Origin of the sequence: Halomonas saccharevitans, from assembly GCF_900116405.1 — a bacterium.
GTDB classification, from domain to species: Bacteria; Pseudomonadota; Gammaproteobacteria; order Pseudomonadales; family Halomonadaceae; genus Halomonas; species Halomonas saccharevitans.
Map to the genome: position 1 here is coordinate 13,959 of NZ_FPAQ01000019.1, position 14,176 is coordinate 28,134.

12 protein-coding genes are annotated in these 14,176 nt (G+C 69.1%); 4 read left to right on the plus strand and 8 right to left on the minus strand.

Going from position 1 to position 14,176, the window contains the following annotated elements; translation table 11 throughout:
- Positions 1–93 precede the first annotated feature (93 nt).
- From fis to dsbD, 6 genes are all read right to left on the minus strand, one after another.
- Positions 94–432 carry a DNA-binding transcriptional regulator Fis gene (gene fis, locus BM388_RS10100; protein WP_089849713.1) on the minus strand — a complete coding sequence of 113 codons (339 nt, stop codon included), beginning with the start codon at positions 430–432 and terminating at the stop codon, positions 94–96.
- On the minus strand, positions 429–1,487 hold the full coding sequence (dusB, locus tag BM388_RS10105; RefSeq protein WP_089849716.1) for a tRNA dihydrouridine synthase DusB: 1,059 nt from the start codon (positions 1,485–1,487) through the stop codon (positions 429–431). Before dusB ends, fis begins: the two co-directional genes overlap by 4 nt.
- Before the next feature lie 82 nt (positions 1,488–1,569).
- On the minus strand, positions 1,570–2,520 hold the full coding sequence (gene prmA, locus BM388_RS10110) for a 50S ribosomal protein L11 methyltransferase (protein ID WP_089849719.1): 951 nt from the start codon (positions 2,518–2,520) through the stop codon (positions 1,570–1,572).
- Between the two features lie 96 nt (positions 2,521–2,616).
- Positions 2,617–3,957 (minus strand): acetyl-CoA carboxylase biotin carboxylase subunit, encoded by a 1,341-nt coding sequence (accC, locus tag BM388_RS10115; RefSeq protein WP_089849722.1) that lies wholly within the window; start codon positions 3,955–3,957, stop codon positions 2,617–2,619.
- Positions 3,958–3,997: 40 nt separating this feature from the next.
- A complete protein-coding gene (gene accB / locus BM388_RS10120; protein WP_089849724.1) occupies positions 3,998–4,456 on the minus strand; it encodes an acetyl-CoA carboxylase biotin carboxyl carrier protein in 459 nt (152 codons plus the stop codon).
- A 205-nt stretch (positions 4,457–4,661) separates the two neighbouring features.
- Entirely contained in the window at positions 4,662–6,581 is a 1,920-nt protein-coding gene (gene dsbD, locus BM388_RS10125; RefSeq protein ID WP_089849726.1) for a protein-disulfide reductase DsbD, read from the minus strand.
- 199 nt (positions 6,582–6,780) lie between these two features.
- Between dsbD and BM388_RS10130 the strand changes: the two genes are divergently transcribed.
- Complete coding sequence (locus BM388_RS10130) at positions 6,781–8,037, plus strand: DUF2333 family protein (protein ID WP_089849728.1); 1,257 nt, start codon at positions 6,781–6,783, stop codon at positions 8,035–8,037.
- 119 nt (positions 8,038–8,156) lie between these two features.
- Here the strand turns inward: BM388_RS10130 and ppa are convergent, their stop codons facing one another.
- Complete coding sequence (gene ppa / locus BM388_RS10135; RefSeq protein ID WP_089849731.1) at positions 8,157–8,687, minus strand: inorganic diphosphatase; 531 nt, start codon at positions 8,685–8,687, stop codon at positions 8,157–8,159.
- Between the two features lie 300 nt (positions 8,688–8,987).
- On the opposite strand from ppa, the gene BM388_RS10140 reads away from it, so the two are divergent.
- Positions 8,988–10,625 (plus strand): bifunctional protein-serine/threonine kinase/phosphatase, encoded by a 1,638-nt coding sequence (locus BM388_RS10140; protein WP_425431925.1) that lies wholly within the window; start codon positions 8,988–8,990, stop codon positions 10,623–10,625.
- 90 nt (positions 10,626–10,715) lie between these two features.
- Here the strand turns inward: BM388_RS10140 and BM388_RS10145 are convergent, their stop codons facing one another.
- On the minus strand, positions 10,716–11,975 hold the full coding sequence (locus BM388_RS10145) for a 6-phosphofructokinase (RefSeq protein ID WP_089849737.1): 1,260 nt from the start codon (positions 11,973–11,975) through the stop codon (positions 10,716–10,718).
- Positions 11,976–12,144: 169 nt separating this feature from the next.
- Here BM388_RS10145 and mpl point away from each other — a divergent pair, with 169 nt between their 5' ends.
- Both mpl and BM388_RS10155 read left to right on the plus strand, forming a co-directional pair.
- Positions 12,145–13,539, plus strand: a complete 1,395-nt coding sequence (gene mpl, locus BM388_RS10150; protein ID WP_089849740.1) for a UDP-N-acetylmuramate:L-alanyl-gamma-D-glutamyl-meso-diaminopimelate ligase — start codon at positions 12,145–12,147, stop codon at positions 13,537–13,539.
- Entirely contained in the window at positions 13,529–14,170 is a 642-nt protein-coding gene (locus BM388_RS10155) for a flavin prenyltransferase UbiX (protein ID WP_089849743.1), read from the plus strand. The genes mpl and BM388_RS10155 overlap by 11 nt, the downstream gene beginning before the upstream one ends.
- Positions 14,171–14,176: the final 6 nt, after the last annotated feature.

A 14,176-nucleotide genomic window follows, 5' to 3' on the forward strand; every position in this document is an offset into this window, starting at 1 on the left:
GGGAGTCACTCTCTGTCGATGGTCAGGCTGACACGGGTTGCGATGGGGCGCGAAAACGCGAGGGGAGCCGCGCAGGCTCTCCGGATGGACCGTTCAGATCAGGCCGTACTGCTTGAGCTTCTTGCGCAGCGTGCCGCGGTTGAGGCCGAGCATCTCGGCGGCACGCGTCTGGTTGCCCTGGGTGTGCTCGAGCACCGAGGCCAGCAGCGGCGCCTCGACCTCGGCCATCACCATGGCGTAGAGGTCGGTGACGCTGGAGCCGTCGAGATGATCGAAGTAGCGCGCCAGGGAGGCCTCGACGGCCTCGCGCAGGGGGCGGTCGTCCTGGGGGCCCGGGTGAACGGTGTCGCTCAGTTCGGCAAGCTCGCGGGAGGTCTGGGACTCGAACTCGGACTGCGCGAGGTTCTGATCAAGGGGGTGGCTGCTCATCATGCGGCACGGGTTCCGTCGGATGCCACGGCCCGGGCCACGCGATGCGGCGTCGCGGCGGGGTCGTGGCGAAAGAGTTCGTCAATGAAGCGGTGCTGGGCGCGGGGGCTCTCGAGGCCGTTGAAGGTGGCTCGCAAGGCTCGTCGCCCTTCGTCGTCGAAACGCGCATCGCCGGCCAGGTACCAGCCGAGATGCTTGCGCGCGATGCGCACGCCCATGTGATCGCCGTAGAAGTCGTGCAGGGCCGTGAGGTGGTCGCGCAGCACCGCGGCGCGCTCCTCGTCCTGCGGGGGAGCCAGCGGCTCGCCATGGCGCAGATAGTGGTCGATCTCGCGAAAGATCCAGGGGTTGCCCTGGGCGCCGCGCCCGACCATCACCGCATCCGCCCCAGTATAGTCGAGGATCCGGCGCGCCTTCTCGGGGCCGTCGATATCGCCGTTGGCGAACACCGGAATGCCCACCGCGGCCTTGATGGCGGCGATGGTGTCGTACTCGGCGGTGCCGGCATAGCGCTGCTGTCGATGGCGGCCGTGCACGGCCAGGGCCTGGATGCCGGCGTCCTCGGCGATGCGTGCCACCCGCTCGCCGTTGTTGCTCTCGGCACACCAGCCGGTGCGGATCTTCAGCGTCACCGGCACCTCGACCGCGGCGACCACCGCCTGGACGATCTCGGCCACCAGCGCCTCGTCGCGCAGCAGCGCCGAGCCGGCGGCCTTGTTGCAGACCTTCTTGGCCGGGCAGCCCATGTTGATGTCGATGATCTCGGCACCCATGGCGGCGTTCAGCCGGGCCGCCTCGGCGAGCATCTCGGCGTCGCCGCCGGCGATCTGTACGCTGCGCGGCCCCGGCTCACCGCGGTGATCCATGCGCAGCCGCGACTTGCGGGTATGCCACAGGGTGGGATCCGAGGTGACCATCTCGCCCACCACCAGGCCGGCACCCAGGCGCCGGCAAAGCGCGCGGAAGGGACGATCGGTGACCCCGGCCATGGGGGCCAGCACTACCCGGTTGGGCAGTTGATGGTGACCGATGCGGGGCAGGGGGCGAGCGTCGTGCATGATCGGGGGTCGTCGGCGACAAGGGGTGCATATCATACGCCCACGCCGGGCGTTGTTGAACCGCCAGGCGCGGGCTTCGGGATCAGGCGTTGGCCGCGGGGCGTCGACCAACGGAACGCCGCCCGACGGAACGCCGCCCGGTCAGCCGCACCCAGCCCTCGCGCACCGTCGGCTCGTCCATGATCAGCCCACGGGCGCGGTAGGCCTCGAGCACGTCCTCGGCCTGAGCCTCGAGGATGCCCGAGAGCGCCAGGCGGCCGCCCGGGGCGACGCGGCCGGCGATCTCGTCGGCGAGTTCCACTAGTGGGCCGGCGAGGATATTGGCGATGACCAGCGGGAACTCGCCCGCCTCGAGCTGCTCGGGGTAGCAGAGCCGGAACGCCGACTGGGCCATGCCGTTGCGCTCGGCGTTGTCGCGGCTGGCCGAAAGCGCCTGGGGATCGATATCGGTGCCCGTGGCCTCCCGAGCACCGAGCCTGAGCGCGGCGATCGCGAGGATCCCCGAACCGCAGCCCACGTCGAGCACGCCCAGATCGGTCAGCTCTCCGGCCACCGCCAGGCCGTCCAGCCACTCCAGGCACAGCGCCGTGGTGGGATGGGTGCCGGTGCCGAAGGCAAGTCCGGGGTCGAGGTGCAGGTTGACGGCGCCGGGCTCGGGCGGCGCGTGCCAGCTCGGCACGATCCACAGCCGCTCGCCCATCTGCAGGGGATGGAAGTCCGCCATCCACTCGCGCTCCCAGTCGCGGTCGGCCAGCAGTTCGACCTCGACCTCTGGGCAGGGCTCGTCGGGGAACTCAGCGGCCCAGGCCTCGCGCACACGGTCGAGCATCGCATCCATGCCTTCGAGATCGTCATAGAGCCCGGTGAGCACGGTCTCGTCCCAGAGGGGGGTGGTGCCGCGCTCCGGCTCGAAGACCGGCTCGTCGAAGGCGTCCTGAAGCGTGATGGCGGTGGCGCCTTCGGCCAGCAGCAGCTCCTCGAGGGTCTCGGCCTGCTCGGGGGCGATACGGGCCTTGAGTTGCATCCAGGGCATGGGCGATCTCCGGTCGGTGCGGGAAGGGGCGGGGAAAGGGAGTGGGCAACGCAAGCGGGGCGGCCATGGCCGCCCCGCTTGCAGGAGGAGACGGGCTCAGAGGCCCAGCTTCTTCTCCAGATAGTGGATGTTCACGCCACCCTGCTGGAAGTGAGTATCGCGCACCAGATCCTTGTGCAGGTCGGTGTTGGTCTTGATGCCTTCCACCAGCAGCTCGTCAAGGGCGTTGCGCATGCGGATCAGCGCCGTCTCGCGGTCCACGCCCCAGGTGATCAGCTTGCCGATCAGCGAGTCGTAGTGGGGCGGCACCGAATAGCCCGTATAGACGTGGGAGTCCATGCGCACACCGAGCCCGCCGGGCGGGTGATAGAGGGTGACCCGGCCGGGCGAGGGCATGAAGGTGCGGGCGTCCTCGGCGTTGATCCGGCACTCGAAGGCGTGACCGCTCAGCTCCACCTGGTCCTGGCTGACCGAGAGCGGCAGGCCCGAGGCGATGCGCAGCTGCTCGCGCACGATGTCCACGCCGGTGACCATCTCGGTGACGGGGTGCTCGACCTGGACCCGGGTGTTCATCTCGATGAAGAAGAATTCGCCGTTCTCGTAGAGGAACTCGAAGGTGCCGGCGCCGCGGTAGCCGATGGTGATGCAGGCCTCGCGGCATGCCTCGAGCACCTTGGCGCGGGCGGTCTCGTCGATGCCCGGCGCCGGGGCCTCCTCGATCACCTTCTGATGGCGACGCTGCAGCGAGCAGTCGCGGTCATAGAGGTGGATGGCGTTGCCCTGGCCGTCGGCCAGCACCTGGATCTCCACGTGGCGCGGGTTCTCCAGGAACTTCTCCATGTAGACGGTGCCGTCGCCGAAGGCCGAGTGGGCCTCGGTGCGGGTGACGTTGACCGCCGAGAGCAGGTGCGCCTCGGTGTGCACCACGCGCATGCCGCGCCCGCCGCCGCCGGCGGCGGCCTTGATGATCACCGGATAGCCGATGCGCCGGGCCACGGCGAGGGTCTCGCTTTCGTCGTCGCCCAGGGGGCCGTCGGAGCCGGGCACCGTGGGCACGCCGGCCTTCTTCATCGATTCGATGGCGCTGACCTTGTCGCCCATCAGGCGAATGGTCTCGGCGCGCGGACCGATGAAGGTGAAGCCGGAGCGCTCGACCTGCTCGGCGAAGTTGGCGTTCTCGGAGAGGAAGCCGTAGCCCGGGTGGATGGCGCTGGAGTCGGTGACTTCCGCGGCGCTGATCAGCGCCGGAATGTTCAGGTAGGACTGCGCCGAGGAGGCCGGGCCGATGCACACGGCCTCGTCGGCCAGGCGTACGTGCATCAGTTCACGGTCGGCAGTGGAGTGGACCGCCACCGTCTTGATGCCCAGCTCCTTGCAGGCGCGCAGGATGCGCAGGGCGATCTCGCCGCGATTGGCGATCAGAACCTTGTCCAGCATGATGAATCCGCCAGTTGATGAGTGATGAAGACGGGGGCGATCAGGCGATGACGAGCATCGGCTGGTCGAACTCGACCGGCTCGCCGTCCTCGACCAGGATCGCCTCGATCACGCCGTCGCGATCGGCCTCGATCTGGTTCATCATCTTCATCGCCTCGACGATGCAGATGGTCTCGCCTTTCTTGACGCTCTGGCCGACTTCCACGAAGGACTTGGAGCCCGGTGCCGGTGAGCGATAGAAGGTGCCGACCATCGGCGAGTTGACGCTCTGGCCCTGATAGGACGGCTCGGCGGCGGCGGCGGGCTCGGCGGGAGCCGCCGGTGCCTGCGGCGCCTGCTGTGGCGCGGCCGCGTAGGGCTGGGGCGCGGGCTGCTGCCAGCTCGTGCCGTTGGGGTGGCGGCTGATGCGAACCGACTCTTCCCCTTCCTGGATCTCGATCTCGCTGATGTTGGACTCTTCGAGCAGTTCGATCAGCTTCTTGACCTTGCGGATATCCATGACGTTTCTCGACCGGTGGGGTTGGGGTGATGATCCGGGGTGCTGTCAACCCCGGCCAACTTGCAATAGATCCCGGCAAGATAGCGTGTCTTGCGGCCTCTATTGACCATGAAGGAGCAGTGGAGGCGGAGTCTGCCGAAAATCGGCCGGGATGTCCAGCCGTAGGGGAACGCTGTTCGAGTGCGATCTCCCACGCGCCGCGGGCTCAGCCCCGTCGTGTCGCCAGCCAGTCCAGCACGCCCTCGAGGTGGCTGGCGAGCTGGGGGGCATCGACCTCGCCCTGGACCCTGGCATCGCGCAGTTCCTCACCGTCATTGAAGAACAGCAGGCTGGGCGGGCCGAACAGCTCGAAGTGCTCGAGCACCTCGCGGCTGGCGGCGTCGCTTGCGGTCACGTCGACGTTGATGCGCTGGAACTGACTCAGCGGACCCGCCACCTCGGGCGCCGGATAGACGCTGCGCTCCATGACCTTGCAGGAGATGCACCAGTCGGCGGTAAAGTTGACGAAAGCCGGCTCGTCGCTCTGCGCCAGTGTAGTACGCAGCGTCTCGAGGTCCTCAACGGTGGTGATGTGTTGCGCGGGGGCAGGCGCCCCCGCCGTGGTGGCGCCCGAGCTCGCCGCGGTGACGGCCAGCGGGCGCAGCGGATCATCGCCGCCGCGGGAGGCGCCGATCACCAGGGCGATGCCCCAGATCAGCAGCATCAGGCCGCCGGCCTGGCGCACCCGCGGCCAGCCCTGGGTCTGGTTGACGGTGAGCGCGCCCAGGGAGAGGGCGCTGCCGATGGCGAGGCCCGCCCACAGCAGCAGGGCAACGCTGCCCGGCAGCAGGCGCTCGACGAGCCAGATGGCCACCCCCAGTAGCAGGATGCCGAAGGCGGCCTTGACGCCACTCATCCAGGCGCCGGAGCGCGGCAGCAGGGTAGTGCCGAAGGTGCCGACCAGCAGCAGCGGCACGCCCATGCCCAGCGCCAGAGCGAGCAGCGCAGCGCCGCCCATCAGCGCATCGCCGGTGGTGGAAATGAAGACCAGGGCGCCGGCCAGCGGCGCCGAGACGCAGGGCGAGACCACCAGCACCGACAGCGCGCCGGCCAGTGCCAGGCCGGCGGGACCGCTCTGCTGGGCGCGAGCCTGCCAGGCATCGATGCGGCCGGACAGAGACGACGACAGGCGCAGGTTGAAGGCTCCGAACATGGCCAGGGCAAACAGCGTGAAGAGCAGGGCGAAGGTGATCAGCACCGGTGCCGACTGCAGGCGCGCCTGGAGGTTCAGGCCGGCGCCGAACAGCCCCATCAGCACGCCCACGGCGGCGTAGGTCAGCGCCATGCCGCCCACGTAGCTCGCCGAGAGGGCGAAGGCCCTCGGGCGCGTCGGCTGCTGGCCGACGATGATCGAGGAGAGGATCGGCACCATGGGCAGCACGCAGGGCGTGAAGGTCAGCCCCAGGCCGGCGAGAAAGAAGAGCCCGAGGATCAGCGGCAGGCTGGCCTCTGCCATCAGCGAGCGAAATTGGCCGTCCTCGCTCGTCGGGGCGGCGATCGACGTGCCCTCGGCACTGCCCGCAGAAGGCCCGTCGGCAGAGGCCGTGGCAGCAGGATCGGTGGCGGCACCCGGCGCGTCGGCGACCGCACTACGCTGGGGATCCTGCGCCGCGGGCATCCAGCCGGCGAGAGAGGCCGGCGCCTCGCCCTCCCGAGCGGTGAGCTCGACCCGCTCCGGCGGGTAGCACAGGCCCGCATCGGCGCAGCCCTGGAAGGTCAGGGTCAGGTCCAGCGGGCCCTGGTGGCCGGGCGAAAGCGCGCTTTCAAAGACCACGCTGTCGTAGAAGACGTTGACGTCGCCGAGGAACTCGTCGCTCTTGGCCTCGCCCGGGGGCAGATCGGGCTCCCCGAGCGTCAGGCCCTCGGTCGCGGTCGCGACGTCGAACTGGTGGCGGTAGAGGTAGTAGCCGTCGGCATTCTCGACGCCGACGAAGAGCCTCTCGCCGTCATGCCAGGCGCTTGGCTGAAAGGCTTCATGCACGGGCAGGAACTGCGCATCGTCGTCGTTCTGGGAGAACCATTGGGCCTGGGCTCCCAGCGGCAGTAGCAGGGTGATCAGCAGGGCGAGTCGCAGGACGATCGGCACGGGTCTTCCTTGGTGGCAGTGAGCGGTGGTCGTTTGGCGCGGTTTGACTCCGGGCTATGGTCCGGGTTCCCCATCGGCGACAAGGCCGCCGGCCTGCTAGGATATCGCAGTATCAGGAGGGTGTTGATGGCATCCTCTCGTCGAGGCTGCGCCGTATTGTCGCGTCGCCGGAAGCTCTCTTCATCAAGGAAACCCGAACATGGCGTTGACGCAAAAGGGTGCCGCCAGGCGCCGCAAGCGGACCGAGGAACTGGAGCGGCCGGCCTATGGCTGGATCTACAAGCCACTGCTGACGCTGCTGGTGCTCTACCTGGCGGTGTGCGTGGGACTCGGCATCTGGTGGAGTCGCGCGCCGGCGGTCTTCGACGTGGAGCAGGCGGTGATCGATCAGCGCGGCACGACCGCCCAGACCCCCGCTTCCCGGGGCGCGGTGACCACCGCCAGCCTGATGACGCTGGTCGAGACCCTGCTCGAGAAGCCTGGGGGCTACCTGCGCAATGATATCGCCCCGCCCGGGGTGTGGCTCGACAACATGCCCGCCTGGGAGTTCGGGGTGCTCACCCAGGCGCGTCGGCTCTCGGTGGCGCTGCCGGCCATGGAGCAGGCCGCCATGCCGGCGCTCGAGGACGTTCGCGAGCGGCTGGCGGGCGACAGCGGTGACTGGCTCTACCCCTCCACCGAGCGGCGCCTGACCCAGGCCCTCGAGGCCCTCGACGGCTACCTGCAGGCCCTCGACCGGGACGGCGAAGCCGCCTTCGGCGCCCGGGGCCAGGGGCTCGCCGCCTGGCTCGAGACGGTCACCCGCTCGCTCGACGACCTGGGGCTTCGACTGTCGGCCAGCATCGGCCCGCGTGCGGAGCTTCGCGACCTGGACATCGACGCCGAGGCCCTGCCGGCGCGGACCGCCTGGTACCGGGTCGACGACGTCTTCTTCGAGGCTCGCGGTCAGGCCTGGGCGCTGATCCATCTGCTGCGGGCGGTGCAGCGCGATCAGGCCGATGTGCTGGCCGCGGCCGGCCTGACCTCGCACTGGGAGGCGCTGGTGGCCGAGCTCGAACTCAGCCAGCGGCGGCTGTGGAGCCCGCTGGTGCTCAACGGCTCGGGCTTCGGCCTCTTCGCCAACCACTCGCTGGTGATGGCCAACCACATGATCCGGGCCCGCGACCTGTCGCGGGCGCTGTCCGATCAGTTGGCGGCGGCGACTCCGGCCGCCGGCGACGCTGAGGCGTCCTCGGAGGCGGCAACCGCTGGCGATGCCGGGGCCGATAATGCGGTCGATGAAGGCGACGTTGATGCAACCGAGCAGGCGGAGACCGAGTCTGCCGGGGAAGACGCTGTCGAAGCCGAGCCCGAGGAAGCGCCCGAGGCGTCAGCGTCGGAGGGCGCGGCCGACAGCGACGAGGCGGCTGCCAAGGCCGGCGATGACAGTGAGTCCGGCGCGAAACCGCAGGAGTAGGGTATCGCAAGCATCGGCGTGATCGCCAACATGCAGCAACGAGACGGGCCGCCCACTGGGCGGCCCGTCTCGTTTGGCGGCGGCGCGTAGGCGCCACCATGCGTGATGCGCTCTAGCGATCAGGCCTTGTCGTGGGCGGCTACGGCCTTCTCGATGGCCTTGCAGGCGGCCTCGGACCCTTCCCAGGACTCCACCTTGACCCACTTGCCCTTCTCGAGATCCTTGTAGTTCTCGAAGAAGTGGGCGATCTGCTGGCGCAGCAGCTCGGGCAGGTCGGTCACTTCCTGAACGTCGTCATAGAGGCTGGAGAGCTTGGGGTGGGGCACGCAGACCAGCTTGGCGTCCTCGCCAGCCTCGTCGGTCATGTTGAGGATGCCCACCGGGCGCGCGCGGATCACGGCGCCGGGCTGAACCGGGTAGGGGGTGACCACCAGGGCATCCAGGGCATCGCCGTCGTCGGCCAGGGTGTGCGGGATGAAGCCGTAGTTGGCCGGGTAGAACATCGGGGTGGCCATGAAGCGGTCGACCAGCAGGGCACCCATGTCCTTGTCGATCTCGTACTTGATCGGCGCGTGGTTGGCCGGGATCTCGATCGCCACGTAGATGTCGTTGGGGAGATCCTTGCCGGCGGGGATGTTGTCGAAGTTCATCGTCGCTTCCTTGGGTTGGCAATACTGCTAATGCGGGGCGAATCGGAATGGTGGAAAAAATCCGCCGAATTATACGAAGCCAAGGCGGTGATTACCAATCGGCCATAGGTGGCATGCTGCTTCATCCGCCGATGGGCCAGGCGTGGAAGCAGGGTGTATCATGGGTCTCCGATGGAAGGTGTCGGCCATCGGCCGGCGAAGCGCGTCGTTTGCGAGGAGAACGCCTTGACCCCCCAGCACCTGTCGCTGAGCTACGGCCAGGCCTTCGTGGCGCCTGATCGGCGTCGGCATCGCAGCTCGATGTCGGTGCGACTGCCCGAGCCCCCGCTGCTCTCGGCCAAGGGCGCCTGCGCCCTGATCAGCGACTCCACCTCGCGCAACAACCTCGCCAAGCAGGCCGGCGATCTCAGCGTCAAGGGCTTTCTGGCCGACTACTTCTCCACGCCGGATCACTGGGACGTCAAGGCCTCGGCGACCCGGGTGCTGCGGGCGCTGAACACCTGGTGCTTCAGCCAGAACCGGCGGATCTCGGACGGCAGCTACGTCTCCTCGCTCTCCGCCATGGTCTTTCGCGGGCGTGACGCGCATCTCTTCCACATGGGCGATACCCTGGTGTTCCGCCTGCGCGGCGCCGAGTTCGAGCAGCTCTCCAGGGATCACGTCACCGACCTGGGTGGCTATCGCTATCCCTCGCGCGCCATGGGCATGGACAGCGGCCTGGAGGTCGATTACGCCAGTCTGCCCCTCAAGCAGGGCGATATCTTCCTGTTCACCACCCAGGCGGTGCGGGGCACCCTGATGCCCTCGGACTACGTGCGGCTGATTCGCGAGGATGCCAGCGACCTGGATGCCGCCTGCGAGCGGCTGGCCAGCGCGGCCCGAGAGCGGGCCCAGGAGCGCGGCTACGGCAGCGATCAGTTCTGCTTCCAGCTGGTGCGTATCGATGCCCTGCCCGACGCCTCGGAGGATCAGCCCGGCCGGGTCTACGGCGATCTGCCGATTCCCCCGGAGCTGGCTCCCGGGGAGCGCCTGGACGGCCTCGAGGTGCTGTCGGTACTGTCGCGCACCGCCCAGTCGCGGGTCTATCACGTGCGCGACGTGCACAGTGGGCGCGAGATGGTGATGAAGGCGCCGAGCCCCGAGCTCTCCAGCCGCAACGCCTACCTCGAGCATTTCCTGCTGCAGCAGTGGGTGGTGGAGCGCGTGAAATCCCCCTTCGTGGTGCGGATCATGGAGTCCTCGCGCCCGCGGCGCTTCCTCTACTACCTGATGGCCCACGTGCAGGGCAGCACGCTGACCGAATGGGCCCGCCAGCATCCCCAGGCGAGCCTCGAGCAGCGCCTGGATATCGCCAATCAGCTGGGCAAGGCGGTGCAGGCGCTGCACCACCGCGACCTGCTGCACCAGCGCATCCACCCCGACAACGTGCTCATCGACCGGCACGGCCAGGTGGTGCTGGCGGACTTCAGCGCCTGCCACCTGCGCGACGTGGACGGTCACCGCCGCTCGCGGGGCCTGGTGCGCCAGCTCGGGCTCACCGAGCACAGCGCCCCGGAGTATGCCCTGGACGATCAGGTCGGGCGTCGCAGCGACCAATACTCACTGGCCTCGACCGTCTACTGGCTGCTGACCGGCGAGCTGCCCTACGCCTTGGCGCCCAACCGGCTGCGCAGCCACACCGATCTCGAGCAGCTCGCCTACCGCAGTGCTCGTACGCTCAATCCCGAGGTGTCGGTCGCGCTGGACGATGCCCTGCGCCGGGCCCTGGATCCCCAGCGCCCGCTGCGCTTCCGGCGCATGTCGGAGTTTCGTCGCGCCCTGCGTCTGACCCGAGAGGCCGATAGCAGCAGGCGAGGCACCGGCGAGCGGGCGAGCTTCTGGCAGGGCGTGGCGGGCATCCTGCTGCTGCTGCTGGTGCTCTCCTGGCTGTTGCGATAGGCCCTCTCAGCAGCCAAGCAGCCAAGAAAAAGCCTCCAGAAGACGTGTCTTCTGGAGGCTTTCTTTCGTTGCTATCCCGCTCGGTGCCGCCTAGATCGTGAAGTCGGGCAGCTTGCGCTCGGCCTTGGCCAGCTTCAGGTGCGCGACCTTGGGCAGGCCGTTCTCGAAGGGCGGAAAGTCCTCGCCCTGGATCAGCGGTGAGAGGTATCGGCGGCAGGCCGCGGTGATGCCGAAGCCGTCCTCGCGAATGAACTCGCCCGGCATGAACTTCTCACGGTTGGCCACCTCAGCCAGCGGAGCGGCCTCGATGCACCACTCGTAGGGCGTCTCGCTGACCCGCTTGATGGCCGGCATCATGGAGTTCTTGCCCGCCACGGCCAGCTCCACGGCCTTGTCGCCCACCGCGTAGGCTTGGTCGACGTCGGTCTTTGAGGCGAGATGACGCGCGGCGCGCTGCAGGTAGTCGGCCACTGCCCAGTGGTACTTGTAGCCCAGGTCCTGCTTGACCATGCCGGCCAGCGTCGGCGCCACGCCGCCCAGCTGGCGATGGCCGAAGGCGTCGGTGTTGCCGGAGTCGGCGAGGAAGGTGCCGTCCTCGTAGCGCGCGCCCTCGGAGACCACGATCACGCAGTAGCCGTACTCCTTGACGCAGGCATCGACCCGGGCCATGACCGCGGCGCGGTCGAAGGCCACCTCGGGGAAGATCACAAGGTGCGGCGGCTCGCCCTCGCCCTCGCCGGCCAGAGCCCCGGCGGCGGCGATCCAGCCGGCGTGGCGACCCATCACTTCCAGCACGAAGACCTTGGTAGAGGTGGCGCACATGGAGGCGATGTCCAGCGAGGCCTCCAGGGTCGAGGTGGCGATGTACTTGGCCACGCTGCCGAAGCCCGGCGAGTTGTCGGTGATCGGCAGGTCGTTGTCCACGGTCTTGGGCACGTGGATCGCGGTGAGCGGGTAGCCGAGCTTCTCGGAGAGCTGCGATACCTTCAGGCAGGTGTCGGCGCTGTCACCGCCGCCGTTGTAGAAGAAGTAGCGGATGTCGTGCGCCTTGAAGACCTCGATCAGCCGCTCGTACTGGGCGCGGTGCGTCTCGATGTCCTTGAGCTTGTAGCGGCAGGAGCCAAAGGCGCCACCGGGCGTGTGGCGCAGGGCCGCGATGGCCTCGTCGCTCTCCTGGCTGACGTCGATCAGGTCCTCGGTGAGGGCGCCGATGATGCCGTTGTGGCCGGCGTAGACCTTACCGATCTGGTCCGGATGGCGGCGGCAGGCTTCGATCACGCCGCAGGCGCTGGCGTTGATCACGGCGGTTACGCCGCCGGACTGGGCGTAGAAGGCGTTGTGCTGGGCCATGGGGCTTACCTGTTCCTGATGCGTCGAGGAGTGCGAAAGCCGCAGAGTCTAGCCGAAAGCGGCTGTCACTGCATCCGCCCGGGGCGCTTACTGGAGCGCCCCAACGGCGCCATGCTAGTCTCGCGCAGACCGCGCCGCGGCCAGCGGCGGCAAGACTTCCGGAGACTGCATGCACCTTCACATCCTCGGCATCTGCGGCACCTTCATGGGCAGCCTTGCGCTGCTCGCCCGCGAGAGGGGCCTGACCGTCAGCGGTTCGGATGCCAACGTCTATCCGCCCATGAGCACCCAGCTCGAGGAGGCGGGCATCGTCCTGTGCGACGGCTACTCGGCCGACAACCTCATGCCGCGCCCCGACCGAGTGGTGATCGGCAACGCCCTCTCGCGGGGCAACCCCGAGGTCGAGGCGGTACTCGACCTGGGGCTGCCCTACGTCTCCGGCCCCGAGTGGCTGGCCGAACGGGTGCTGCCGGGGCGGCGGGTCATCGCCGTGGCCGGCACCCATGGCAAGACTACCACGGCGAGCCTGCTGGCCTGGCTGCTGGAGTCCGCCGGCCAGTCGCCGGGGTTCTTGATCGGCGGGGTGCCGCGCAACTTCGGCGTCTCGGCGCGCCTCGGCGCCGATGACGCGCCCTTCGTGGTGGAGGCCGACGAGTACGACACCGCCTTCTTCGACAAGCGCTCCAAGTTCGTTCACTACCGCCCGGAGATCGCCATCCTGGGCAACCTGGAGTTCGATCACGCCGACATCTTCCCCGACCTGGCCGCCATCGAGCGCCAGTTCCACCACCTGGTGCGCACCGTGCCCGGACGCGGTCGGCTGCTGGTGGCTGATGGCGAACCGGCGCTGGACCGGGTGATCGCGATGGGCGCCTGGACGCCGCTGGAGCACTTCGGCAGCGCGGCAGAGAGCCCCTGGCGCCTCGAGCTCGAGCGCGAGGACGCCTCGCGCTTCCGGGTGATCCACGAGGCCCGCGACGGGGCAGGGGAGGTGAACGAAGACGCGGTGGTCGACTGGTCGCTGACCGGCGCCTACAACGCCCGCAACGCCCTGGCGGCGCTGGCGGCCGCGAACGCCTGCGGGGTCGACCTGGTGCGCGGCGCCGCCGCGCTGTCGCGCTTCGCCACGCCCCGCCGGCGACAGGAGCTGCGCGGGGAGGTGGCCGGCATCGAGGTGATCGACGACTTCGCCCATCACCCCACGGCGATCGCCGCCACCCTGGAGGGCCTGCGCGCCGCGACCCCGCGCGGCCGGCTGCTGGCGGTGATCGAGCCGCGCTCCAACACCATGCGGCTGGGCACGCTGCGCGACCGCCTGGCGTCGAGCGTGGCCGCCGCCGATGCCGCCTTCTGGTTTCAGCCGCCGGGGCTCGACTGGTCGCTTGCGCCGGTGCTCGAGGCGAGCCCTGTGCCGGCTCGTCTGTGCCAGGACCTCGACGCCCTGGTCGAGGCCCTGGTGGCCGAGGCGCGGCCGCTGGATCGCATCGTGGTGATGTCCAACGGCGGCTTCGGCGGCATCCACGAGAAGCTGCTGGCCGCCCTGGAGGTCGCTCATGCCGATTGAACCACGCGGGCGCAGCGAGGCGACCGAGCTGCGCGAGCCCGTCACGGTGGCGCTGACCGGGGCCTCGGGGGCCCAGTACGGCCTGCGCCTGATCGAGGCGCTGGTGGCGGCCGAGCATCGCGTCTGGGTGATGATCTCCAAGGCCGCCCACCTGGTGGTCGCCACCGAGACCGACGAGGAGCTGCCGGCGCGGCCGGAGCGGCTCGCCGAGGCGTTGACCGAGCGCACCGGCGCCGCGGCGGGCCAGATTCGCTGCTTCGGCCGCGAGGACTGGATGGCCCCGGTGGCCTCCGGCTCCGGGGCGCCCTCGGCCATGGTGATCTGTCCCTGCTCCACCGGCACGCTCTCGTCGGTGGCCACCGGCGCCAGCAACAACCTCATCGAGCGGGCCGCCGACGTCGCCCTGAAGGAGCGCCGCCGGCTGATACTGGTGCCCCGCGAGACGCCCTTCTCGGCAATCCACCTGGAGCACATGCTGTCGCTGACCCGCATGGGCGCGGTGATCCTGCCCGCTGCGCCGGGCTTCTATCATAAGCCGCAGCGCATCGAGGATCTGGTTGACTTCATCGTCGCGCGCATCCTCAACCAGTTGGGCATCGAGCACCGCCTGATGCCGCGCTGGGGAGAATAGGCCGGC

What these genes read in the sequence shown, in the direction of transcription:
- accC (WP_089849722.1), bottom strand. Translation starts at nt 3,957, where the DNA reads ATGCTGGACAAGGTTCTGATCGCCAATCGCGGCGAGATCGCCCTGCGC.
- BM388_RS10145 (WP_089849737.1), bottom strand. Translation starts at nt 11,975, where the DNA reads ATGGCCCAGCACAACGCCTTCTACGCCCAGTCCGGCGGCGTAACCGCC.
- fis (WP_089849713.1), bottom strand. Translation starts at nt 432, where the DNA reads ATGATGAGCAGCCACCCCCTTGATCAGAACCTCGCGCAGTCCGAGTTC.
- mpl (WP_089849740.1), top strand. Translation starts at nt 12,145, where the DNA reads ATGCACCTTCACATCCTCGGCATCTGCGGCACCTTCATGGGCAGCCTT.
- ppa (WP_089849731.1), bottom strand. Translation starts at nt 8,687, where the DNA reads ATGAACTTCGACAACATCCCCGCCGGCAAGGATCTCCCCAACGACATC.
- prmA (WP_089849719.1), bottom strand. Translation starts at nt 2,520, where the DNA reads ATGCCCTGGATGCAACTCAAGGCCCGTATCGCCCCCGAGCAGGCCGAG.
- accB (WP_089849724.1), bottom strand. Translation starts at nt 4,456, where the DNA reads ATGGATATCCGCAAGGTCAAGAAGCTGATCGAACTGCTCGAAGAGTCC.
- BM388_RS10140 (WP_425431925.1), top strand. Translation starts at nt 8,988, where the DNA reads ATGTCGGTGCGACTGCCCGAGCCCCCGCTGCTCTCGGCCAAGGGCGCC.
- dusB (WP_089849716.1), bottom strand. Translation starts at nt 1,487, where the DNA reads ATGCACGACGCTCGCCCCCTGCCCCGCATCGGTCACCATCAACTGCCC.
- BM388_RS10155 (WP_089849743.1), top strand. Translation starts at nt 13,529, where the DNA reads ATGCCGATTGAACCACGCGGGCGCAGCGAGGCGACCGAGCTGCGCGAG.
- BM388_RS10130 (WP_089849728.1), top strand. Translation starts at nt 6,781, where the DNA reads ATGGCGTTGACGCAAAAGGGTGCCGCCAGGCGCCGCAAGCGGACCGAG.